The 21,897-nt window shown below is 64.5% G+C and carries 18 protein-coding genes; 11 read left to right on the forward strand and 7 right to left on the reverse strand.

Translation table 11 applies throughout. From position 1 onward, the window contains the following. Positions 1-178 precede the first annotated feature (178 nt). From AC5ZFO_RS12875 to AC5ZFO_RS12890, 4 genes are all read left to right on the forward strand, one after another. Complete coding sequence (locus AC5ZFO_RS12875) at positions 179-664, forward strand: (2Fe-2S)-binding protein (RefSeq protein WP_247314747.1); 486 nt, start codon at positions 179-181, stop codon at positions 662-664. Between the two features lie 84 nt (positions 665-748). Next, entirely contained in the window at positions 749-3,091 is a 2,343-nt protein-coding gene (locus AC5ZFO_RS12880) for a xanthine dehydrogenase family protein molybdopterin-binding subunit (protein ID WP_282520148.1), read from the forward strand. Positions 3,092-3,104: 13 nt separating this feature from the next. After that, complete coding sequence (locus AC5ZFO_RS12885; protein WP_282520147.1) at positions 3,105-3,905, forward strand: FAD binding domain-containing protein; 801 nt, start codon at positions 3,105-3,107, stop codon at positions 3,903-3,905. Positions 3,906-4,136: 231 nt separating this feature from the next. Further along, the gene (locus AC5ZFO_RS12890; RefSeq protein WP_282520146.1) at positions 4,137-5,255 is read left to right on the forward strand and encodes a CaiB/BaiF CoA transferase family protein; all 1,119 of its coding nucleotides are present in this window, start codon (positions 4,137-4,139) and stop codon (positions 5,253-5,255) included. A 171-nt stretch (positions 5,256-5,426) separates the two neighbouring features. Here the strand turns inward: AC5ZFO_RS12890 and hppD are convergent, their stop codons facing one another. Then, complete coding sequence (gene hppD / locus AC5ZFO_RS12895) at positions 5,427-6,545, reverse strand: 4-hydroxyphenylpyruvate dioxygenase (RefSeq protein ID WP_282520145.1); 1,119 nt, start codon at positions 6,543-6,545, stop codon at positions 5,427-5,429. Between the two features lie 119 nt (positions 6,546-6,664). Between hppD and AC5ZFO_RS12900 the strand changes: the two genes are divergently transcribed. Continuing rightward, positions 6,665-7,144 carry an Lrp/AsnC family transcriptional regulator gene (locus AC5ZFO_RS12900; RefSeq protein ID WP_282520144.1) on the forward strand — a complete coding sequence of 160 codons (480 nt, stop codon included), beginning with the start codon at positions 6,665-6,667 and terminating at the stop codon, positions 7,142-7,144. A gap of 73 nt (positions 7,145-7,217) precedes the next feature. Further along, positions 7,218-7,529 carry a DUF1272 domain-containing protein gene (locus tag AC5ZFO_RS12905; RefSeq protein WP_282520143.1) on the forward strand — a complete coding sequence of 104 codons (312 nt, stop codon included), beginning with the start codon at positions 7,218-7,220 and terminating at the stop codon, positions 7,527-7,529. A gap of 114 nt (positions 7,530-7,643) precedes the next feature. Here AC5ZFO_RS12905 and fahA read toward each other — a convergent pair whose 3' ends face one another. The 5 genes from fahA to AC5ZFO_RS12930 all read right to left on the reverse strand — a co-directional run bounded on the left by fahA (position 7,644) and on the right by AC5ZFO_RS12930 (position 13,320). Next, positions 7,644-8,912: a fumarylacetoacetase gene (gene fahA / locus AC5ZFO_RS12910; protein WP_496122145.1), complete on the reverse strand. Its 1,269-nt coding sequence runs from the start codon at positions 8,910-8,912 to the stop codon at positions 7,644-7,646. A 217-nt stretch (positions 8,913-9,129) separates the two neighbouring features. Continuing rightward, positions 9,130-10,476 carry a homogentisate 1,2-dioxygenase gene (gene hmgA / locus AC5ZFO_RS12915; RefSeq protein ID WP_282520141.1) on the reverse strand — a complete coding sequence of 449 codons (1,347 nt, stop codon included), beginning with the start codon at positions 10,474-10,476 and terminating at the stop codon, positions 9,130-9,132. A gap of 2 nt (positions 10,477-10,478) precedes the next feature. Then, positions 10,479-11,435, reverse strand: a complete 957-nt coding sequence (locus tag AC5ZFO_RS12920; protein ID WP_282520140.1) for an MBL fold metallo-hydrolase — start codon at positions 11,433-11,435, stop codon at positions 10,479-10,481. 23 nt (positions 11,436-11,458) lie between these two features. Further along, positions 11,459-11,695, reverse strand: coding sequence for a DUF2783 domain-containing protein (locus AC5ZFO_RS12925; protein WP_282520139.1), 237 nt, complete (start codon positions 11,693-11,695; stop codon positions 11,459-11,461). Positions 11,696-11,703: 8 nt separating this feature from the next. Next, on the reverse strand, positions 11,704-13,320 hold the full coding sequence (locus AC5ZFO_RS12930) for an FAD-dependent oxidoreductase (protein ID WP_282520138.1): 1,617 nt from the start codon (positions 13,318-13,320) through the stop codon (positions 11,704-11,706). A 110-nt stretch (positions 13,321-13,430) separates the two neighbouring features. Here AC5ZFO_RS12930 and AC5ZFO_RS12935 point away from each other — a divergent pair, with 110 nt between their 5' ends. After that, the gene (locus AC5ZFO_RS12935) at positions 13,431-13,973 is read left to right on the forward strand and encodes a MarR family winged helix-turn-helix transcriptional regulator (protein ID WP_282520137.1); all 543 of its coding nucleotides are present in this window, start codon (positions 13,431-13,433) and stop codon (positions 13,971-13,973) included. Between the two features lie 144 nt (positions 13,974-14,117). Here the strand turns inward: AC5ZFO_RS12935 and AC5ZFO_RS12940 are convergent, their stop codons facing one another. Next, positions 14,118-14,924: an N-acyl homoserine lactonase family protein gene (locus AC5ZFO_RS12940; protein ID WP_282520136.1), complete on the reverse strand. Its 807-nt coding sequence runs from the start codon at positions 14,922-14,924 to the stop codon at positions 14,118-14,120. 367 nt (positions 14,925-15,291) lie between these two features. Between AC5ZFO_RS12940 and AC5ZFO_RS12945 the strand changes: the two genes are divergently transcribed. From AC5ZFO_RS12945 to AC5ZFO_RS12960, 4 genes are all read left to right on the forward strand, one after another. Continuing rightward, complete coding sequence (locus AC5ZFO_RS12945) at positions 15,292-16,836, forward strand: caspase family protein (protein ID WP_496122146.1); 1,545 nt, start codon at positions 15,292-15,294, stop codon at positions 16,834-16,836. Between the two features lie 146 nt (positions 16,837-16,982). After that, complete coding sequence (locus AC5ZFO_RS12950) at positions 16,983-17,654, forward strand: OmpA family protein (RefSeq protein WP_208084008.1); 672 nt, start codon at positions 16,983-16,985, stop codon at positions 17,652-17,654. Positions 17,655-17,831: 177 nt separating this feature from the next. Then, positions 17,832-18,761 carry an efflux RND transporter periplasmic adaptor subunit gene (locus AC5ZFO_RS12955; protein WP_282520134.1) on the forward strand — a complete coding sequence of 310 codons (930 nt, stop codon included), beginning with the start codon at positions 17,832-17,834 and terminating at the stop codon, positions 18,759-18,761. Continuing rightward, positions 18,761-21,895: an efflux RND transporter permease subunit gene (locus tag AC5ZFO_RS12960; RefSeq protein ID WP_282520133.1), complete on the forward strand. Its 3,135-nt coding sequence runs from the start codon at positions 18,761-18,763 to the stop codon at positions 21,893-21,895. Before AC5ZFO_RS12955 ends, AC5ZFO_RS12960 begins: the two co-directional genes overlap by 1 nt. Positions 21,896-21,897 lie beyond the last annotated feature (2 nt).

Here is a 21,897-nt window from a genome sequence, read left to right on the forward strand (position 1 = left end):
GCCGACCATTTTGCGGCGGTCGACCCGCTTGGCCCGCCCAAGTCATTCCAAGTCATTGCCCGCTCGTCAGGATCGATGACTTTTCCATGACCGGCGTGACCAAAATCCTAGTTGCAAAGTCCGGGGGCGGCGGTCTCTAATTAGAAACAATCAAAATCAATCCGGGGAGGTATGTTCCGTGTCTACAGTCAAACTGACGGTGAACGGCAAGGCCGTTGCCGTCGACGTCGAGGACCGCACGCTGCTGGTCCAGCTCCTGCGCGATCACCTCAACCTCACCGGGACCCATGTCGGCTGCGATACCAGCCAGTGCGGCGCTTGCGTCGTACACGTGGACGGCCGGGCGGTGAAATCCTGCACCATGCTGGCGGGCCAGGCCGACGGCGCCAGCGTCACCACCATCGAAGGCATCGCCAAGGGCGACGAGCTGCACCCGATGCAGGCCGCCTTCCGCGACAATCACGGCCTGCAATGCGGCTATTGCACGCCGGGCATGATCATGTCGGCGATCGACATCGTGCACCGCCATGGTGGTGAGCTCGACGAGCCCACGGTCCGCCACGAGCTCGAAGGCAATATCTGCCGCTGCACCGGCTACCACAACATCGTCAAGGCCGTGCTGGATGCAGCCGGGCGCATGAAGGTCTCGCAGGCGGCCGAGTAAAGCGGCGCGCCTCGAATAAAGAACCACCGCTGCTGCTTTCGAGGGAAAGCGCAGTCAAGACAATTCCGGTCGGGAGGACCAGACATGGGTGTTGAAGGCATTGGCGCGCGCGTCGTGCGCAAGGAAGACAAGCGTTTCATTACCGGCAAGGGCCGTTACGTCGACGACATCAAATTGCAGGGCATGACCCATGCCCATTTCATCAGAAGCCCGCATGCGCACGCCAAGGTGAAGAAGATCGATTCGTCCGCCGCGCTGAAGATGCCGGGCGTGGTCGCAGTGCTCACCGGACAAGAGATCGTCGACGACAAGGTCGGCAATCTCATCTGCGGCTGGGCCATCACCTCCAAGGACGGCAGCCCGATGAAGATGGGCGCATGGCCCGCCATGGCGCCGGAAACCGTGCGCTTCGTCGGCCAGGCCGTCGCAGTCGTGATCGCCGACAGCAAGAACCTGGCCCGCGACGCCGCCGAAGCCGTGGTCGTGGATTATGAAGAGCTGCCCGCGGTCGCCGATATCCACGCCGCGATCAAGGGCGGCGCGCCTCAGCTTCATCCCGAAGCCCCCGGCAACCAGGTCTATGACTGGGTGATCGGCGACGAGGGCGCGACGGATGCCGCCTTCGCCAAGGCCGCCAATGTGGTCAAGCTCGACGTCACCAACAACCGCCTCGCCCCGAATGCGATGGAGCCGCGCGCGGCGATCGCGGACTACGACGCGGCGGAAGAGCACTTCACTTTATATACGACCTCGCAGAACCCGCACGTCGCCCGCCTGGTGCTGTCGGCGTTCTACAACATCGCCCCCGAGCACAAGCTGCGCGTGATCGCCCCCGACGTCGGCGGCGGCTTCGGCTCAAAAATCTTCATCTATCCCGAGGAGATGGTGGCGCTGTGGGCCTCGAAGAAGGTCGGCCGCCCGGTAAAATGGACCGGCGACCGCACCGAGGCCTTCCTCACCGATGCGCATGGGCGCGACCACGTCACCCATGCCGAGATGGCGTTCGATGCCAACAACAAGATCACCGGGTTGAAGGTGAAGACCTACGCCAATTTCGGCGCCTACATGTCGCTGTTCTCCTCGTCGGTGCCGACCTATCTCTACGCGACGCTGCTGTCGGGCCAGTACAATATCCCGGCGATCCATGCCGAGGTGGTCGGGGTCTACACCAACACCACGCCGGTCGACGCCTATCGCGGCGCGGGCCGCCCCGAGGCGAGCTATTTGATCGAACGGCTGATGGAGACGGCCGCGCGGCAATTGAAGGTCGATCCGGCTCAGCTGCGCCGGACCAACTTCATCACCCAGTTCCCGCACCAGACGCCTGTCATCATGGCCTACGACACCGGTGACTTTAACGCCTCGCTCGACGCGGCGATGAAGGCGATCGACTATGCCGGCTTCGCAGCCCGCAAGGCCAAGGCGAAGGCGGACGGCAAGCTGCGCGGCATCGGCGTGTCCTGCTACATCGAGGCCTGCGGCATCGCGCCGTCGAAGGCCGTCGGCAGCCTCGGCGCCGGCGTCGGCTTATGGGAATCCGCCGAAGTGCGGGTCAACCCGGTCGGCACCATCGAGATCCTGACGGGCTCGCACAGCCACGGCCAGGGTCATGAGACGACGTTCTGCCAGCTCGTCGCGGAGCGCTTGGGCGTTCCCATCAGCCAGGTCTCGATCGTCCATGGCGACACCGACAAGGTGCAGTTCGGCATGGGCACCTACGGCTCGCGCTCCGCGGCCGTCGGTCTCACCGCGATCCTGAAGGCCATGGAGAAGATGGAATCCAAGGCCAAGAAGATCGCAGCGCATGCGCTCGAAGCGTCCGAGGGCGACATCGTCATCGAGAACGGCGAGTTCAAGGTGGCCGGTACCGACAAGGCGATCGCCTTCCCGATGGTCGCGCTCGCGGCCTACACCGCGCACAATCTGCCTGACGGGATGGAGCCGGGCCTGAAGGAAAGCGCCTTCTACGACCCCTCCAACTTCACCTTCCCGGCCGGCGCCTATATCTGCGAGCTCGAGGTCGATCCCGGCACCGGCAAGACCTCCTTCGTCAACTTCGTCGCGGCCGACGATTTCGGCCGGCTGATCAACCCGATGATCGTCGAGGGACAGGTCCATGGCGGCCTTGCCCAGGGCATCGGGCAGGCGCTGCTGGAGCACGCCATCTACGATGCCAACGGTCAGCCCGTCACGGCCTCGTTCATGGACTACTCCATGCCGCGCGCCGACGACCTGCCCTCGTTCAACCTCTCCCACACCACGACGCTGTGCCCGGGCAATCCCCTGGGCATCAAGGGCTGCGGTGAGGCCGGCGCGATCGGCGCCTCTGCGGCCGTGATCAACGCGATCACGGATGCGATCGGCAAGAACAATTTGGAAATGCCCGCAACCCCGGACCGGGTGTGGCGCACGATCCACGCGGCCTGAGAGGAGCAACAAGATGTACCAGACCACTTATCATCGCCCCTCCTCGGTCGACGAGGCCGTCGCCCTGTTCGGCAAGAGCAGCGAGGCGAAATTCCTCGCCGGCGGCCAGACCTTGCTGCCGGTCATGAAGCAGCGCCTCGCCGCACCGTCAGACGTGATCGACCTCGGCAAGATCAAGGAGCTGCAGGGCGTCGAGCTCTCGGGCGACGTGCTGACCATCAAGGCCGGCACGACCTATTTCGACATCATGCAGAATGCCGATGTGAAGAAGGCGATCCCCGCGATCGCCTATCTCACCTCGGTGCTCGGCGATCCCGCCGTGCGTTATCGCGGCACGATCGGCGGCTCGATCGCCAACAACGATCCCGCCGCGGATTATCCGGCCGCGCTGCTCGCGCTCGGCGCCACCGTCAAGACCAACAAGCGGTCGATCTCGGCCGAGGACTTCTTCCAGGGCCTGTTCACGACGGCGCTGGAAGACGGCGAGATCATCACCGCGGTGTCGTTCCCGGTGCCGGCGAAGGCGGGCTACGAAAAAATGCGGCACCCGGCCTCACGCTTCGCGCTGACCGCCGTGTTCGTCGCGCAGACGAAGTCGGGCGAGATCCGTGTTGCCGCCACCGGCGCCTCGCAGAGCGGCGTGATGCGGGTGGGAGCGATCGAAGCCGCGCTGAAGGCGAACTGGTCGCCGTCGGCGCTCGACAATGTCAGCATTCCGGCGAGCGGATTGCTGGCCGATATCCACGGCACGGCGGAATACCGCGCCAACCTCGTCAAGGTGATGGCGCAGCGCGCGGTGGCCGCCGCAGGCTGATCGAGTCGATAAAGCGCGACAGCGCGTCGCGCCTTAGCGCCTCAACACAAATCTTCCGCGGCGCGCAGCAATGCGCGCCGCTTTTATTATGCGCCCATGCATGAAAAGCGCTTGCCTCGTCCGGTGTAAGGCAGGAAAAGTTAATCAGCCAATTAACTCGTCCCGCAGAGGAACGTCCCTGGCGCTTGCCGACTATCGGCAATCCGCCTCGCGACCCGAGGAAACAACAACGTGCTCGATAAACCAGCCCAGGAAAAATCAGAAGGCTCCTCCGTCCGCGCCTCCGGCCCGCTTTCGGGCTTCCGCATCGTCGAATTCGCCGGCATCGGACCCGGCCCATTCGCCTGCATGATGCTGGCTGACATGGGCGCCGACGTCGTCACGCTCGACCGGGTCGGCGCGAAGAAGAGCATGAAGTCGGTCGCGGGTCGCGGCCGCAAGGTGATCGAGCTCGACCTCAAGGACAAGGCGGCGATCGCAGAGGTGCTCGACCTGCTTGGCAGCGCCGACGCGCTGGTCGAGGGCTTTCGTCCCGGCGTGATGGAGCGGCTCGGCCTCGGCCCGGACGTCGTGCTCGCGCGCAATCCCAAACTCGTCTACGGCCGCATGACCGGCTGGGGCCAGGAAGGCCCGCTGGCCAACGCCGCCGGCCACGACATCAATTACATCTCGATCACCGGCGCGCTCGCCGCGATCGGCACCAAGGAAGCCCCGGTGCCGCCGCTCAATTTGGTCGGCGATTTCGGCGGCGGCGCGCTCTATCTCGTCGTCGGCGTGCTCGCGGCACTTTTGGAAGCGCAGAGATCCGACAAGGGCCAGGTCGTCGATGCCGCGATGTGCGACGGCGCGGCATCGCTGATGTCGTTCTTCTTCGACATGACCACAATCGGCCGCTGGACCGAAGGCCGCGACCAGAACTTCCTCGACGGCGGCGCGCATTTCTATGGCGTGTACGAATGCGCCTGCGGCCATTTCGTCTCGATCGGCTCGATCGAGCCGCAGTTCTACGCGCTGCTCCGCGAGCACGCTGGCCTGACCGATGCCGATTTCGACGCGCAGATGGATCGCAAGGCCTGGCCCGCGCTGAAGCAGAAATTGCAGGCCGTGTTCAGGAGCAAGACCCGCGAGGACTGGTGCAGGATCATGGAGGGCACCGACATCTGCTTCGCGCCGGTGCTGACGATGTCGGAAGCGACCGAGCATCCGCACATGGTCGCCCGCAACGTGTTCATCGAGCGCCACGGCGTGAAGCAGCCCGGGCCCGCGCCGAGATTCTCGCGTACGCCATCTGCGGTGCGGGAGCCCGAGGGTGCGGAGATCGGGGCGGTGACGGCTGCGTGGAAGCGATAAGATCCAGCCCCGGCAAAGATCTCGTAGGGTGGGCAAAGGCGCAAAGCGCCGTGCCCACCATCTTTCCGTGAGAGACAAAGAAGTCGTGGGCACGCTCCCGCCTTCGCTCTTCGAGCTACGGCGGACAAGTCGCTTTGCCCACCCTACGGCAGTGTGCGTGAGGCTAAAACCTTACGCCGCGCTATCCACCTTCAACACCCCGCGCCGGATCTGATCCTCCTCGATCGACTCGAACAGGGCCTTGAAGTTGCCCTCGCCAAAACCATCGTCGCCCTTGCGCTGGATGAACTCGAAGAAGATCGGGCCGATCGCGTTGGCGGAGAAGATCTGCAGCAGCACCTTGGTCTGGCCGCCATCGACCACGCCCTCGCCATCGATCAGGATGCCGTTGGTCTGGAGCCGCGCGACGTCCTCGCCGTGCTTGGGCAGGCGCGCGTCGATCCGCTCGAAATAGGTCTCGGGCGGCGACGGCATGAAGGGCAGGCCGGCTTCGCGCAGGCCTTCGATGGTGGCGTGGATATCGCGGCAACCGCAGGCGATGTGCTGGATGCCCTCGCCGCGATAGATATTCAGATATTCCTCGATCTGGCCGGAATCGCCGGCGTCCTCGTTGATCGGAATCCGGATCTTCCCGTCGGGGCTGGTCAGCGCCCGCGAGAACAGGCCGGAGGCGCGGCCCTCGATGTCGAAGAAGCGGATCTGGCGGAAGTTGAACAGCTTTTGGTAGAAGCCCGTCCACACATCCATGCGGCCGCGATGGACGTTGTGGGTGAGATGATCGAGATAGAACAGGCCGCCGCCGACGGGCTTGGGATCGCGTGCGCCCAGCCACTCGAACTCGGCATCATAAGCCGAGCCCTTGGCGCCGTACCGATCGACGAAATAGAGCAGGCTGCCGCCGATGCCCCTAATCGCGGGCACATCGAGCGTCTTCTGCTCCGATGACACATCGGAAGGCTCAGCGCCTAGCGCGATCGCACGGTCATAGGCCGCCTTCGCATCGACCACGCGAAACGCCATCGACGGCGCGCAGGGACCATGCGCGGCGACGAAGTCGAAGCCGTGGGTGCCGGGCTCCTCGTTGACGAGATAGTTGATGTCGCCCTGACGATAGACCGTGATCTTCTTGCTCTTGTGGCGAGCGACGGGCGCATAGCCCATCAGCTTGAACAGCGCGTGCAGCTCTTCCGGATTGGGATGCGCATATTCGACGAACTCGAACCCGTCGGTACCCATCGGATTGTCGGCGGTGATGGTGGCCGGCGGTGCATCGTGCGGAAACGGACCCATGGTGCTCTCCAATTGCTGCTGCCATGAACTATCCTTCATCGGCCGCGCAATGAGCGTGCAAACGGGATGTATTTTGGCTATGATATGCACGATCCGTGCATGAAATGGACGAATGACGCATGATCTCCGTAGACGCCTTCGACCTCAAGATCCTCGGCGCGCTCCAGGACGACGGCCGCCTCACCAACCAGGAACTCGCCGATCTCGCGGGGCTCTCGGCCTCGCAATGCTCGCGGCGGCGGATGCGGCTGGAGGAGGAGAAGGTGATCTCGGGCTATCACGCCGACCTCTCCAGCGAGGCGTTGGGCTTCGGTGTGATCGCCTTTATCCAGGTGGGGCTCGCGACACACTCGCCGGACAATTCGAAACGCTTCCGCTCCTTGGTCAACCGCATCGACGAGATCCAGGAAGCCTATTCGCTGACGGGCGACGCCGATTACGTGCTCAAAGCCGTGCTGCGCGATCTCAAGGGGCTCTCCAACCTCGTCAACGACGTGCTGATGCCGCACCAGAGCGTGGCGCATGTGCGCTCCTCGATCGTGCTCGACAGGCTCAAGGAGAGCTCGCGGCTGCCGCTGAAGGATTTGAAGGCTGGCTGAAATCGAGGGAACTACGCCATTCGCGCTTCACGCGCCGTCTGCGATGATCAAGCCAATCTGCGGAGATTCAGCCATGGCCCTCCAGCTTCGACCGAACTGCGAATATTGCGACCGCGACCTGCCGCCTGATGCAACGGACGCGCGGATCTGCTCCTATGAATGCACGTTCTGTGCGGATTGCGTCGAGACGAGACTCTCCAACGTCTGCCCGAACTGCGGCGGCGGTTTTGCGCCGCGCCCGATCAGGCCGACGCAGGAATGGCGGACGGGGGTGTGCGTCGCCAAGCACGTGCCATCCGACAAGCGGGTGCATTTGAAGTACAGCCAGGAGGACGTCGCCGCGCATTGCGCGCGGGTGCGCGATGTGCCGCCGGAGAAGCGGTAGGTCTCGTAGGGTGGGCAAAGCGAAGCGTGCCCACCATGCTGCAATCGCGGAGAGGGATCGTGGGCACGGCGCTGACGCGCCTTTGCCCACCCTACGAGACCGAGTATGCGGCAATCACCCCGCCGCCAAAATCGTCCCTTCAACCTCACCAAAACCAACCCGATACCCGTCGCCCTGGCACCAGCCGCGCATCACGAGGCTGTCGCCGTCTTCCAAAAACGAGCGCTTGATGCCGCCGGGCAATTCCACCGGCTCGGTCCCGTTCCAGCTGATCTCCAGCAGGCTGCCGCGCTGGTTCTTGTCCGGGCCGGAGATCGTGCCGGACCCAAGGAGATCGCCGACATTCATGGCACAACCGCTGGAAGCGTGGTGCATGAGCTGCTGCACCGAGGACCAGTACATGTATTTGAAATTGGTGCGGCTGATGCCGGCGGGCGCATTGGCGCTGGCGGCGCGCAAGGAGACGTCGAGCTCGAGATCATAGTTCTGCGGCTTCGCCTGCTTGAGATAATCCAGCGGCACCGGCTCCTGCTGCGGCCCCTTCAGGCGGAACGGCTCCAGCGCCTCGCGCGTCACCACCCACGGGCTGATCGAAGTCGCGAACGCTTTTGCCAGGAACGGGCCGAGCGGCACATATTCCCATTGCTGGATATCGCGCGCGCTCCAGTCGTTGAGCAGCACGAAGCCGAAGATCATCTCCTCGGCCTGTTGCTCGGTCAGCATGCCGCCCATGGCTGAGGACTGGCCGACAACGACCCCCATCTCCAGCTCGAAATCCAGCCGCTTGCACGGCCCGAAGCTCGGCAGCTCGACATTCGGCGGCTTCAGTTGCCCGCGCGGACGCTTCACCTTCGTGCCTGACACTACCACGGTCGAAGCGCGGCCGTTATAGGCGATCGGCATGTGCAGCCAGTTCGGCTGCAACGCATTGTCCTTGCCGCGGAACATCACGCCGACATTGGTGGCGTGCTCCTTCGAGGAATAGAAGTCGGTGTAGCCGGAAACCGCGAACGGCAGATGCAGCTTTGCGCGCGACATCGGGACCAGGGCAAGCTTGCGCAATTCTTCATTGTCGCGCAGTTCCGGATTATCGTGCCGCAAGAGTTCACTGATACGTGCGCGAGTCGCTGACCATACCTTTGGCCCTAAATGCAGGAACGCATTCAGGCAACCCGCCGCAAACACGCCAGGCTGACCGACATCCAGGCGACCGTCCTGCTCGAGCTCCCAGAGATCAAGGATGTAATCACCAATGGCGACGCCGACGCGTGGCGCCAGCCCATTCGCAGAGAACACGCCATAGGGCAGGTTCTGGATCGGGAAGTCGGAGGCGGGATCGACGTCGATGAAGGAGCGGAGGTTGGGGTCGTTGGGGTGGGGCATGTTTCCTGCCATACGAATTCTGGTGCTGAACTTCTGTCACCCTCCCCTGGAGGGGGAGGGTCGGCTCATATTGAGCGCAGCGAAATATGAGACGGGGTGGGGTGATCTCTCAACACGGGCGGTGTTCCCTGCGGAGAGACTGTCACCCCACCCCGCTACGCATTCCGCTTCGCTGCATGCGTAGCGACCCTCCCCCTCCAGGGGAGGGTAAGAGGCCTCACGGCTTGTTCGGATCGAACCGCTTCTCGAGTCCCGTCCAGCAGTCCGCGTAATTATCCTGCAGCGTGGACGACTTCGCGGCATGCGCCGTCACGCGCTGCGGGTAGCGGGTCTCGAACATGAAGGCCATGGTGCCGGTCAGCTTCACCGGCTTCAGCTCGCCGTTGCTGGCGTGCTCGAAGGCGTCGCGGTCGGGGCCGTGCGGCAGCATGCAATTGTGGAGCGAGATGCCGCCCGGGACAAAACCCTGCGGCTTGGCATCGTAGACGCCGTAGATCAGGCCCATGAACTCGCTCATGATGTTCATGTGATACCAGGGCGGGCGGAAGGTGTTGTCGGCCACCATCCAGCGCTCGGGGAAGATCACGAAGTCGATGTTCGCGGTGCCCGCCGTCTCCGACGGCGAGGTCAGCACCGTGAAGATCGAGGGATCGGGATGGTCGAAGCCGATGGCGCCGACGGGAGAGAAGGTGCGCAGATCGTATTTGTAGGGCGCGTAATTGCCGTGCCAGGCCACGACGTCGATCGGCGAATGCGGCAGCGTGGTCTTGAACAGCGCGCCGCCCCATTTCACGTAGAGCTCGGTCGGCGTGTCCTTGTCCTCGTAGTGCGCGACAGGGGTGAGGAAATCGCGCGCATTGGCGAGGCAATTGGCGCCGATCGGCCCGCGCTCGGGCAGCGTGAAGGCGCCGCCGTAGTTTTCGCAGAGATAGCCGCGCGCCGGCCCGTTCGGAATCTCAACGCGGAATTTGACGCCGCGCGGGATCACCACGATCTCGCCGGGCTCGGCGTCGATGCGGCCGAACTCGGTGACGACGCGCAAGACGCCCTGCTGCAGCACGAACACCAGCTCGCCGTCGGCATTGTAGAAATGCTGGTCCACCATCGATTTGGTGATGAGGTAGACATGCGCGGCCATGCCGGCCTGCGTGTTGACGTCGCCGGCGGTCGTCATGGTCTGCACGCCCTGAAGGAAGGTCATGTCCTCCTTCGGGATCGGCGCCGGGTCCCAGCGAAGTTGCGCGATCGGCAAATCGTATTCATGGCACGGCGCCGAGCGCCACAGGCCGGCATCGGCCTTCTCGAAGCGGCCGGAATGCTTCACCGAGGGACGGATGCGATAGAGCCAGGAGCGCTCATTGGTGCCGCGCGGCGCGGTGAATGGCGAGCCGGAAAGCTGCTCGGCGTAGAGCCCGTAGGCGCAGCGCTGCGGCGAGTTGCGTCCGATCGGCAGCGCGCCCGGCAGCGCCTCGGTCTCAAAACTATTGCCGAAGCCGGACATGTAGCCCGGCGTCACCTGCGCCGAGCTCCGGACGATCTGATCAGGCGAGGTGTTGACGTTCATGACTATCCTCCTCCTTGCAGGGCGGCCCACATTTCCTGGTCGCGCTTGTCGGTCCAGATCACGGGGTCGTCGATTCCCGACGCCTCGTCATAGGCGCGCGACACGTTGAACGGCAGGCAGTGCTCGTAGATGGCGAAGCTGTGGAATTTCGGATCCATGACTTCGCGCGTCGCCGCCATCGATTCCTTCAGCGTGCGCCCCTTCGCGACCGAGATTTCGGCAGCGCCATAGAGCGACGTGACGAAGTCGCGCGTCATCGCGATGGCTTCGCGCACCGTGCCTGTGCCCTTCAGCGCATCGCCGCGGCCCGGCGCGATCGCCTTGGGATTGAAGTTGCGGATCTCGTTCAGCGTCAGCGGCCATTCGCGCAAATGCGCATCACCGCAATAGCAGGCCGAGTGATATTCGATGAGGTCGCCGGAGAACATGACTTCGGCATCCGGCACCCAGGCGACGATGTCGCCGGAGGTGTGGCCGGCGCCGAGCTGCATCAGGCGCACTTCGCGCTTGCCGAGATAGATCGACATCTCGCCTTCGAAGGTCAGCGTCGGCCAGGTCAGGCCGGGAATGCTCGCAGCATCCTGGAACAATCGGGGAAAGCGCCCATATTCGGAATCCCAATCCTGCTGGCCGCGTTCCTCGATGAGGCGATAGGTCTCCTGCGAGGCCACGATGCCCTGCGCCTTGTAGGCGGAGGCGCCCAGCACGCGGACGGCGTGATAGTGCGACAGCACGACATATTTGATCGGCTTGTCGGTGACCGTCTTGACGCGCTCGATCACCTTGTTGGCCATCGCCGGCGTCGACTGCGCGTCGAACACCAGGCAGCCGTCGTCACCGACGATGATCGCGGTGTTTGGATCGCCCTCGGCGGTGAAGGCATAGAGATCGGCGCCGATCTCGGAGAAGGTGATCTTCTTCTCGGAGAGATCGCCGGTGGATGCGAAGTTCTTCGCCATCAATTCATCCTCAGGTCTTTGGGTTATTGTTGTTGCTGTTGCTGCTGCTGTTGCTGCTGCTGGCCGTCGGTCATGCGCCGCTTCGCGAGCACGATCGCTTCCCGCAACACGTCGATGTCGCCGATATGGTTGGCGAGAATCAGGACCAGTGCCGCGTCGAAATCGGCGCTCTGCTCGTCGGTGAAGCCGCGGTGCGCCTCGACGATGGCGCGAAACGCATCGTCGGGCCGCGCGAAGTTGGAGCTGGTTGAAAGCGGCATGCGAATCCTCAATTCAAGCCTTGGGCCCGCGACAACGCGGCCGCGATCGCCGCACGCGTCGGATGGCGGAAGCGGGCCGCAACATAGCCGTCGGGCCTGAGCAGATAGGCTGTGTCAGGCTCGGCGCCATAGCGCTTTGCGACAAGGCCCGAGGGATCGGCAAGCCCGCCCTCGCTACCGATGCGGATATCCTTGACGCCATCGGGCGCATCGATCGCCGCGCCATTGCTGAACGACAGCAAGGTGAAGTCCGTTCCACCCCGGCGAAATGCATCGGTCAGATAGGCCTGCTCGCCAACGGGCGCGTCGAGCATGGAACAGCCGGGCAACGGTCCGCCGCGCCACGCCTCCGCATCGGGCGATGACAGCGGCGAGTCGTAGCTGCACGGCACCGAGAGCCGGCCGCCATTGACCATCCGCTTGCCGAACTCGGTTTCCTTGGCCAGCGACAGCACCGCCTTGCGCAGCCGCGCCTCCTGATGCGAGTTCGGCGCCATGAAATCGGTCGAGCGGGTGGATTCGCGGATGTTCTCGTCGGCAGCGAGACTCCGCTCGACATGGTAGCTCTCGAGCAGGCTCGCGGGCGAGGTGCCGCGCAGCACGCGATCGAGCTTCCAGGACAGATTTTCCGCATCCTCGAGCCCGGAATTGGCGCCGCGCGCGCCGAAGGGCGAGACCTGATGCGCGGAATCGCCCGCAAAAATCACCCGGCCGTGGAGGAAGCGATCCATCCGCCGGCACTGGAATTTGTAGAGCGAGATCCATTCGAACTCGAACTTGTCGTGGCCGAGCATGCGCGCGATCCGCGGCCGCACGTTCTCCGGCTTCTTCTCGACGACGGGATCGGCATAGCGATTGAGCTGGAGATCGATGCGCCAGACATCGTCGGGTTGCCGGTGCAGCAGTGCAGAGCGCCCGGCATGAAACGGCGGATCGAACCAGAACCAGCGCTCGGTCGGAAATTCCGCGGTCATCTTGACGTCGGCAATCAAAAACTGGTCCTCGAACACCTGTCCCGCGAACTCGGCGCCGACCATCTGCCGCAGCGACGAGCGCGCGCCGTCGCAGGCGACGACATATTGCGCGTGCAGGCGATAGGCGCCCTCCGGCGTCTCGATCGTCAGCGCGACGGAATCGTTGCGCTGTTCAAGCGCCGTCACCTTGTTGCGCCAGCGCAGGTCGATCTCAGGCAGATCGCTGATGCGATCGACCAGATAGGCCTCGGCGTAATATTGCTGGAGGTTGATGAAGGCCGGCCGCTTATGACCGTCTTCCGGCAGCAGGTTGAACTGGTAGAGCTGCGACTCGCCGTGAAAGATTCGGCCGACGCTCCACACCACGCCCTTCTCGACCATGCGGTCGCCGACGCCGAGCCGGTCCCAATATTCGAGCGACCGCTTGGAGAAGCAGATCGCGCGCGAGCCTTCGCCGATCCGGTCGGCATCATCCAGAAGGACGACGCGCTGGCCGCGCTGGGCAAGGTCGATCGCGAGCGACAGCCCCACCGGCCCCGCGCCGACGACCACCACGGGATGCTCGGCCGCGCTGTGGCCGGGAGGATCCTGGTCGGGGTGGCGGCGATAGCCGAACTGGGTTTTGGCCTGCTGCGTATTGGCCTGCGCCATGCGCTAACCTCGGCTCTGGTCAAGAGAGGACTGATCTGCTAGATAGTCTCACGTGCAACTATTTTGGACCGGAGCCGGCCGGCCGTCAACTGGAATTCGGAGCGCTCTCCTTGGCGAGGACATCCAGCGACATCGCGCTGAAGGCACGTGAGGCCGACGAGGCTTCATTGCGGCCAAAGTCACGGCTCGATTTGTTCAAGTTCGTGCCATTCCGCCTCAACCGGCTTGCGGCGGAGGTGAGTTCCGCGCTTGCGGTCGAATATCAGGAGCGTCACGGCCTCGACATTCCGGCCTGGCGCGTGATCGCAACCCTCGGCTTCCGCAACGATGCCTGTAGCGCGCAATACATCGCGCAATGCACCCGCACGCACAAATCCACCATCAGCCGCGCCGTGACCACGCTGCTGCACCAGGAGCTGATCGAGCGGGTCGAGAACGAAGCCGACCGCCGCGAATTCCGCCTGCAACTGACGAAGAAGGGTCGCGCGCTGTACGAAGAGCTGTTCCCACAATTGCTGCGGCGGGAAGACGAGATCCTCGCCTGCCTCTCCGCGCAGGAGCGCAAGCAGCTCTCGGCCCTGCTCGGCAAGATCGAACAGAGCCTCGACCTGATCCAGACCAGCGAAGAGGCCGACGCGAAAGAGGCGTATTAGGGGACCTTCGCGTAGCGCCAGACCCTCATCCTGAGGAGCGCGGAACGCGCGTCTCGAAGGATGAAGGCCGGGGTGCAACAGCCGGGCCTGCATGGTTCGAGACGGCGCTTGCGCGCCTCCTCACCATGAGGGCCTGGCACTGCGTTACTTCGCAAACGACCGCGACGGCGGCAGATGCAGCGCCCAGGCATCGACCTTGTCGCTGGCACGCGGATAGATCTCCGTCACGATTGGATCATGGCCGGGAATGAATCTGTCGGGATGACCGGCGAGGCGTTCGATCGTCTCCCAGCCCTGCGCCATGTCGCCGATATTGTAGACGATGGGGAACGGGCTCTTGCGCTGCAGATTGGCGTAGTAATGCGCGGCATCGGACGCCAGCACCACCGGCCCGCGCGCGGTCTCGACCTTGACCACCTGCAAGCCGTCGGAATGGCCGCCGACACGGTGCACGGTGACGCCGGGCGCGATCTCGCCATCGCCGGAATAGAAATTGACGCGCTCGCCATAGACATGACGCACCATCTGCGTGACGTGCTCGACCGAGAACGGATGTCGCAGCAGTCCGTTGCACATGCAGCGCCCCGTCGCGTAAGCCATCTCGCGCTCCTGGAGATGGAAGCGCGCGTTCGGGAAGCGATCGAGATTACCGGCGTGGTCGTAATGCAGATGCGTCACGATAATGTCGCGAACGCTCGACGCCGCGACGCCAAAGCGCTCCAGCGCATCGACCGGATTGAGCGTCAGCTTGCGCGCCCGCGCACTCGCTTCCTCGGCATTGAAGCCGGTATCCACCAGGATGTCGCGGCCGCCGCCGCGGATCAGCCAGACGAAATAGTCGAGATCCTGCGCCGCGCTGTCATGCGGGTCGGGCGCCAGGAAATTCATGTTGGGGGTGCGGGGCGACATCGTCGCATAACGCAGGGCGTAGATTTCGTAGGCGTTTCCCATGGTTTTCTTTTCTGAGTTGGACCTTCGGGGACGATCAAGTGCACCAAGCCATCGTCCGCCGCAAAGGTCAAACACCGGCGGGCTGCGACAGCGTCCAGCCTGCTATGTGAGACCCCTCACGTCTTCTTTGTCGCGGCCGCTCCAACATCCTGCCGCAGAGTCGAACCAGATGGCACCGAGCACAACCGTGACAACCCGTTCATTCCCGTCCCAGCGCGCCCATGCATCGCGGTCAATTGTCGCGATAATGCCGAATCTCCAAGCGGTTGACGCCCCCCTTCCGCGGTTTGATAATGCACATTGCGTAAGTTAAGGTCGCCGCGGCGCAAGCTGGTAACGGCGCCTTTTTGGCTGGACCGCGCTGATTATGAAAATTCGCTTCCTTTTTCTTCTGCCCTTGCTCGTTTCGCTCGTCCCGGTTGCGCCATCCCTGGCCGCCGGCGACCGTTATGCGTTGGTCATCGGCAACGCCAAATATCCGGACGCGGACGCCCCGCTGAAGGAACCGCTCAACGACGCGCGCGACGTCGCCGACGAGCTCAAGCGCGACGGCTTTTCCGTTGAAATCGGCGAGAACCTGACCGGCGACGGCATGCGCCGCGCCTTCGACAAGCTCTATGGCAAGATCAAGCCGGGCTCGGTGGCGCTGATCTTCTTCAGCGGTTTCGGCATCCAGTCGGCGCGCCAGAGCTACATGCTGCCGATCGACGCGCAGATCTGGACCGAATCCGACGTCCGCCGCGACGGTTTCAGCCTGGAGACCGTGCTCGGCGAGCTCAATACCCGCGGCGCGGGCGTCAAGATCGCGCTGGTCGACGCCTCCAGGCGCAATCCCTTCGAGCGCCGGTTCCGCAGCTTCTCGGCCGGCCTGACGCCGGTCATCGCGCCGAATGGTACGCTGGTGATGTACTCGGCGGCACTGGCCTCCGTGGTCTCGGACGCGGGCGGCGAGCACAGCCTGTTCGTCCAGGAGCTCCTGAAGGAGATCCGCGTCCCCGACCTGATGGCCGAGGAGACGCTGAACCGCACCAAGATGGGCGTCACCCGCGCCTCGCGCGGCGAACAGGTGCCGTGGATCTCCTCTTCGCTCGCCGAGGATTTTTCGTTCATTCCGGGCGCCGGCGGATCGCGTCCGTCGATGACGGCACCGCCGCCATCGCCGCCGCCGGTCGTCGCCAACAACCCGCCGCCGGCTCCGCCCGCACCGCCTCCGCCGCCGAAGCCGGCGGACACGGCAGCGGCACCTGCTCCAGCACCTGCTCCAGCACCTGCTCCTGCTCCTCCTGCTCCGGCACCGGCGCCCTCACCGAAACCGCAGGTCGAGGCCGCCTTGCCGCCGGCGCCACCGCCGGTGAAACCGGCCGAGACCACCCCCGCACCGAGCATGGATAGCGGACCGAGCGCGGCCGCGCTGGCGGAGGATCCGACCATCAAGGGCCTGACGGCCAAGATCGCCGCCAATCCTGATGACGTGAATGCGCTGTACCGGCGCGGTCAGGTCTATGCCAGCAAGGGCGCCTACAATTTGGCCATCAAGGATTTCGACGAGACGCTTCGGATCAACGCGAAGGACGTCGAGGCGCTGAACAACCGCTGCTGGACCCGCACTGTGGTCGGCGACCTCCAGGGCGCGCTGAAGGATTGCAACGAGGCGCTGCGGCTGCGGCCGAATTTCGTCGATGCGCTGGACAGCCGGGGACTCGTCAATCTGAAATCGGGAGCGGTCAAGAACGCCATCGCCGATTTCGACGCGGCCCTGAAGATCAACCCGCGCCTGACCTCCTCGCTCTTTGGCCGCGGGATTGCCAAGCAGCGCAACGGCTCGGCGCAGGAAGGCGCGCTCGACATCGCCAATGCCAAGGCGATGGACCCGAACATTGTTCAGGAGTTCGCAAGCTACGGAGTACGCTAGTATTTTTTTGAGTTGAGGCGGAAGAGGCCTCGAACCCTCGGCGGCTCAGGGAAGACTAACGGACGGATGCCGCAGGCTGCCTTTCCCGGGGGGGCCATTGCAGGAATTTGGAACCGCGCGGGTCAGCTGCGCAGGAGGGACTGGCAATGAGATTGGCTGCAAAGGGATTTACCGCGATCCTGTCCATCATCACGGTCGGCGCCGCTCTGTCGCTGACGACCCCGCTCGCATTCGCGGGCGACGACGGCAACAGCAAGAACGTCACCGAGGACGAGATCGTACGCGCGCTGGCGCCGCCGCCGAAGAAGCCGTTGACCCGCGGCCTCTCGATCGCCCCGCAGGCCGATCCTGCACCCAGTGCGGCGGAAACCAAGCTGATCCAGTCCGTGCGCGGCCGCTCGACGCGCTCGCTTTCGTCGACCGAGCGTGAAGAAATCGCCTCGGTGGCCAAGGACAAGCCGAACATCGATCTTGAGATCACGTTCGACTACAACTCCGCCAATATCAGCGCGAAGTCGCTTGCCTCGGTACAGGCGCTCGGTCGCGCGCTGACCAGCCCCGACCTGAAGGGCTCGACCTTCGTGGTCGCCGGCCACACCGACGCCGCCGGCGGCGAGGGCTATAATCAGGACCTGTCGGAGCGCCGCGCGGATTCGATCAAGCGCTACCTCGTCGACAAGTACGGCATCGCCGCGACCGATCTCGTCACCGTCGGCTACGGCAAGAGCAAGCTGAAGGACCCGGCCCAGCCGATGGCGGAGGTCAATCGTCGCGTGCAGGTCGTCAACATGGAAAACAAGACCACCGCATCGAAGTGAGAGCACGACGTAATCCTTTGAAGTGCCAAATCCTTTGAAGTGCCAAGTCGTGATGTGGTGTAAAGTCTTGCTTCAAATGCGCGTCCCGCAGCCTTGCGGGACGCCGCTTTATTTCAGGGAAACGCTCTCAGCAGGCCCCGTGCGGATGGCCGTGAGCCAGGCCAGGACAATCCGGCGATGAACGCCTCCGAATATCTCAAGCCTGCCGGAACCGTGCTGTTCGTCGTTGCGCTCGGCGTCGGCTATTATCTGTTCGAGCATCGGCATCGCCCCGAGGCGAAGGACACGCCGAGCGAGGCGCTCGTCATCGTGACGAAGGCGACCAACGCCTGCTTCTCCGACCTCGTGCGGGTGACCGGCTTCTTCGTGCCGCGCCGCGAGGCCGTGGTCGTCGCCGACCAGGAAGGCTCCAGGGTCACCGACCTCTTCGTCACCGAAGGCGCCATGGTCACCGACAATCAGGAGCTGGCGCGCCTGACGGCGCCGCCGCAGATCCCCGGCCAGCCGCAAAGACCCGGCCCGCAAGGCCCGATCTCGCTGAAGGCGCCTGCGCCAGGCCTCGTCACCGAAGTACGCACCATCGTCGGCGCGCCCGCTTCGCCGCAGGCCGGCCCGATGTTCCGCATCGCCGTCAACAACGAGATCGAGCTCGACGCCCAGGTCCCGGCGGTGCACATGCCCAAGCTCAACCCCGGCGCGACGGTGCGCATCAGCCGCGACGACGCGCCCGATTTGATCGGGCGGGTCCGACTGGTCGCGCCCGAAATCGACCGCACCACGCAGCTCGGCCGCGTCCGCATCAGCGTCACCAACAATCCATCGCTCAAGGTCGGCGTGTTTGCCCGCGCCTCGATCGACGCCAAGCGAAGCTGCGGCGTCTCGATCCCCAAGACCGCGATCGACCATCTCACCGTGCAGGTCGTCAAAGGCAACATTGTCGAGACGCGCAAGGTGCGGGTCGGGCTGTCGTCCGACAGCGCAACGGAAATCCTGGAAGGCCTCGAGGTCGGCGAAATCGTCGTAGCCGACGCCGGCTCTTCGCTCCATGACGGCGACCAGATCAAGACCATGTTCGCCGATGAACTCGATCGCACGCGGGTACGCTGATGGCTCTCAATATCTCGGCATGGTCGATCCGTCATCCGCTACCGTCGGTCGTCTTTTCGATCATCCTCCTGATCCTCGGCTGGGTGTCCTTCACCAAGCTCGCGGTGACGCGGCTGCCTTCGGCCGACATTCCCGTGATCTCGGTCGTGGTGTCGCAGTTCGGCGCAGCACCCGCTGAGCTCGAATCCCAAGTCACCAAGACGGTTGAAGATGCCGTCTCCGGCGTCGAGGGGGTCAGGCACATCACCTCCTCCATCACCGACGGCGTGTCAGTGACCACCATCCAGTTCGCGCTGGAGACCAACACCGACCGCGCGCTCAACGACGTCAAGGACGCGGTGACGCGCGTGCGCTCCAACCTGCCGCAGAACGTCACCGAGCCGCTGATCCAGCGCGTCGACGTCATCGGCCTGCCGATCGTCACCTATGCCGCGATCTCGCCCGGCAAGACGCCCGAGCAGCTCTCCTATTTCGTCGACGACGTGGTCAAGCGCGCGCTGCAGGGCGTGCGCGGCGTCGCCCAGGTCGAGCGCATCGGCGGTGTCGAGCGCGAGATTCTGGTCTCGCTCGATCCCGACCGTTTGCAGGCGATGGGCCTGACCGCGGTCAATGTCAGCCAGAGCCTGCGCGGCACCAATGTCGACGTTGCCGGCGGTCGCGCCGAGATCGGCAAGAACGACCAGGCGATCCGCACGCTCGCGGGCGCCAAGACGCTGGGCGATCTTGCCGGCACCATGATCCCGCTGTTCGGCGGCGGCGAGGTCCGGATCGACGATCTCGGCACCGTCACCGACACCATCGCGGACCGCCGCACCTTCGCCCGCTTCAACGGCGAGCCCGTGGTCGCGCTCGGGATCAAGCGCTCCAAGGGTGCCAGCGACGTGAAGGTGGCCGAGGCCGTGCAGAAGCGCATCGACGCGCTCAAGGCCGCCTATCCCGACGTCGATCTGAAGGTGATCGACACCTCGGTCGAATATACCAACGGCAATTACCACGCGGCGATCTCGACCCTGTTCGAAGGCGCCATCCTTGCCGTCATCATCGTGCTCCTGTTCCTGCGCGACCTGCGTGCCACCGTCATCGCCGCGATCTCGCTGCCATTGTCGATCTTCCCGGCGTTCTGGGCGATGGACCTGCTCGGCTTCTCGCTGAACCTCGTCAGCTTCCTCGCCATCACGCTGTCGACAGGTATTCTCGTCGACGACGCCATCGTCGAGATCGAGAACATCGTCCGGCACATGAACATGGGCAAGTCGCCCTATCGTGCCGCACTCGAAGCCGCAGACGAGATCGGCCTTGCGGTCATCGCGATCTCGCTGACGATCATCGCGATCTTCGCACCCGCGAGCTTCATGTCGGGCATCGCGGGACAGTTCTTCAAGCAGTTCGGCATCACCGTCTCGGTGCAGGTGTTCTTCTCGCTGCTCGCGGCGCGCTTCGTCACGCCGGTGCTCGCCGCCTACTTCCTCAAACATGGCAATCACGAGGAGCCGCCGCCCGGCCGTGTGCTGCGGTCCTATCACAGGATCGTGGCCTGGTCGGTGAAGCACTATTTCATCACGGTGCTGGTCGGCTTCGGCGTCTTCGCCGCCTCGATCTGGAGCATCACGCTGCTGCCGCAGGGCTTCCTGCCGGCGCAGGACAGCGCGCGCTCGCTGCTTGCTCTCGAGCTGCCGCCGGGCACCCAGCTCGCCTACACCGAAAAGGTCACCGAGGACATCGTCGCCCGCCTGCGCAAGCGGCCGGAGGTGAAGAGCATCTTCGTCGATGGCGGGCGGGTCCCGCCGGGGACCCAGGAAGTCCGGCGCGCCTCCTTGATCATCAACTACACGCCCAAGGACAGCCGCGACATCACCCAGCGCGAGCTGGAGTTCTCGATCAGCCAGGAGCTGGAGAACGTTCCCGACATCCGCTTCTGGTTCCTCGACGAGAACGGCCTGCGCGCCATCTCGCTGGTCGTGACCGGTGTCGACGCCAACATTGTCAACAACGTCGCCAGCGAGCTCGCGACGCAGATGAAGCGGATTCCGACCATCTCTAACGTGATCTCGGAAACCACGCTCGAGCGGCCCGAGCTGCGCATCGAACCGCGCGCAGATCTCGCCGCGCGCCTCGGCGTCTCCACGGAAAGCCTGTCGCAGACCATCCGCGTCGCCACCATCGGCGACGTCGGGCCTGCGCTCGCCAAGTTCGACGTCGGCGACCGCCTGGTGCCGATCCGCGTTCAGCTCGAGGACGCCGCGCGCGGCAATCTGAGGACGCTCGAACAGCTGCGCGTGCCGCTCGGCGAGCGCGGCGAGAAGGGCGGCGTGCCGCTTTCGGTCATCGCCGACGTCAAGCTCGACCAGGGTCCGACCAGCATCAACCGCTACGATCGTGAGCGGCAGGCAACCGTCGCCGCCGACCTCGTCGGCTCCGCCGCGCTCGGCGACGCGACCAAGAAGATCTACGACCTGCCGGTGATGAAGAGCCGACCGAAGGGCGTGAAGGTCTCGCCCTCCGGCGACGCCGAGAGCCTGAACGAACTCTCCGACGGCTTCGCCACCGCCATCACCGCGGGCCTGATGATGGTCTACGCCGTGCTGGTGCTGCTGTTCGGCACCTTCCTGCAGCCGATCACCATCCTGTTCTCGCTGCCGCTCTCGATCGGCGGCGCGATCGCCGCCCTGCTCGTCACCGGCAAGCAGCTCACCACGCCGGTATGGATCGGCATCCTGATGCTGATGGGCATCGTCACCAAGAACGCGATCATGCTGGTGGAGTTCGCCATCGAATCCATTCGCGCCGGCAAGCCGCGCGAGGAGGCCATGATCGATGCCGGCATGAAACGCGCCCGCCCGATCGTGATGACCACGATCGCGATGGCCGCCGGCATGATGCCGAGCGCGCTCGCGGTCGGCGCCGGCGGCGAGTTCCGCTCGCCGATGGCGCTCGCGGTGATCGGCGGCCTGATCTTCTCGACCATCCTGTCGCTGGTATTCGTGCCCGCGATGTTCATGGTGATGGACGATCTCGGCGCCCTGATCTGGCGATTTGCCAAGCGGCTGGTCGTGCACAGCGAGGATGCCGAGACCGCCGATCATCACGGCGCGGCGCCGGATAAAAAGGGCATGGTACACCCAGCGGCGGAGTAGAA

This window comes from Bradyrhizobium sp. Unk1 (assembly GCF_059512345.1).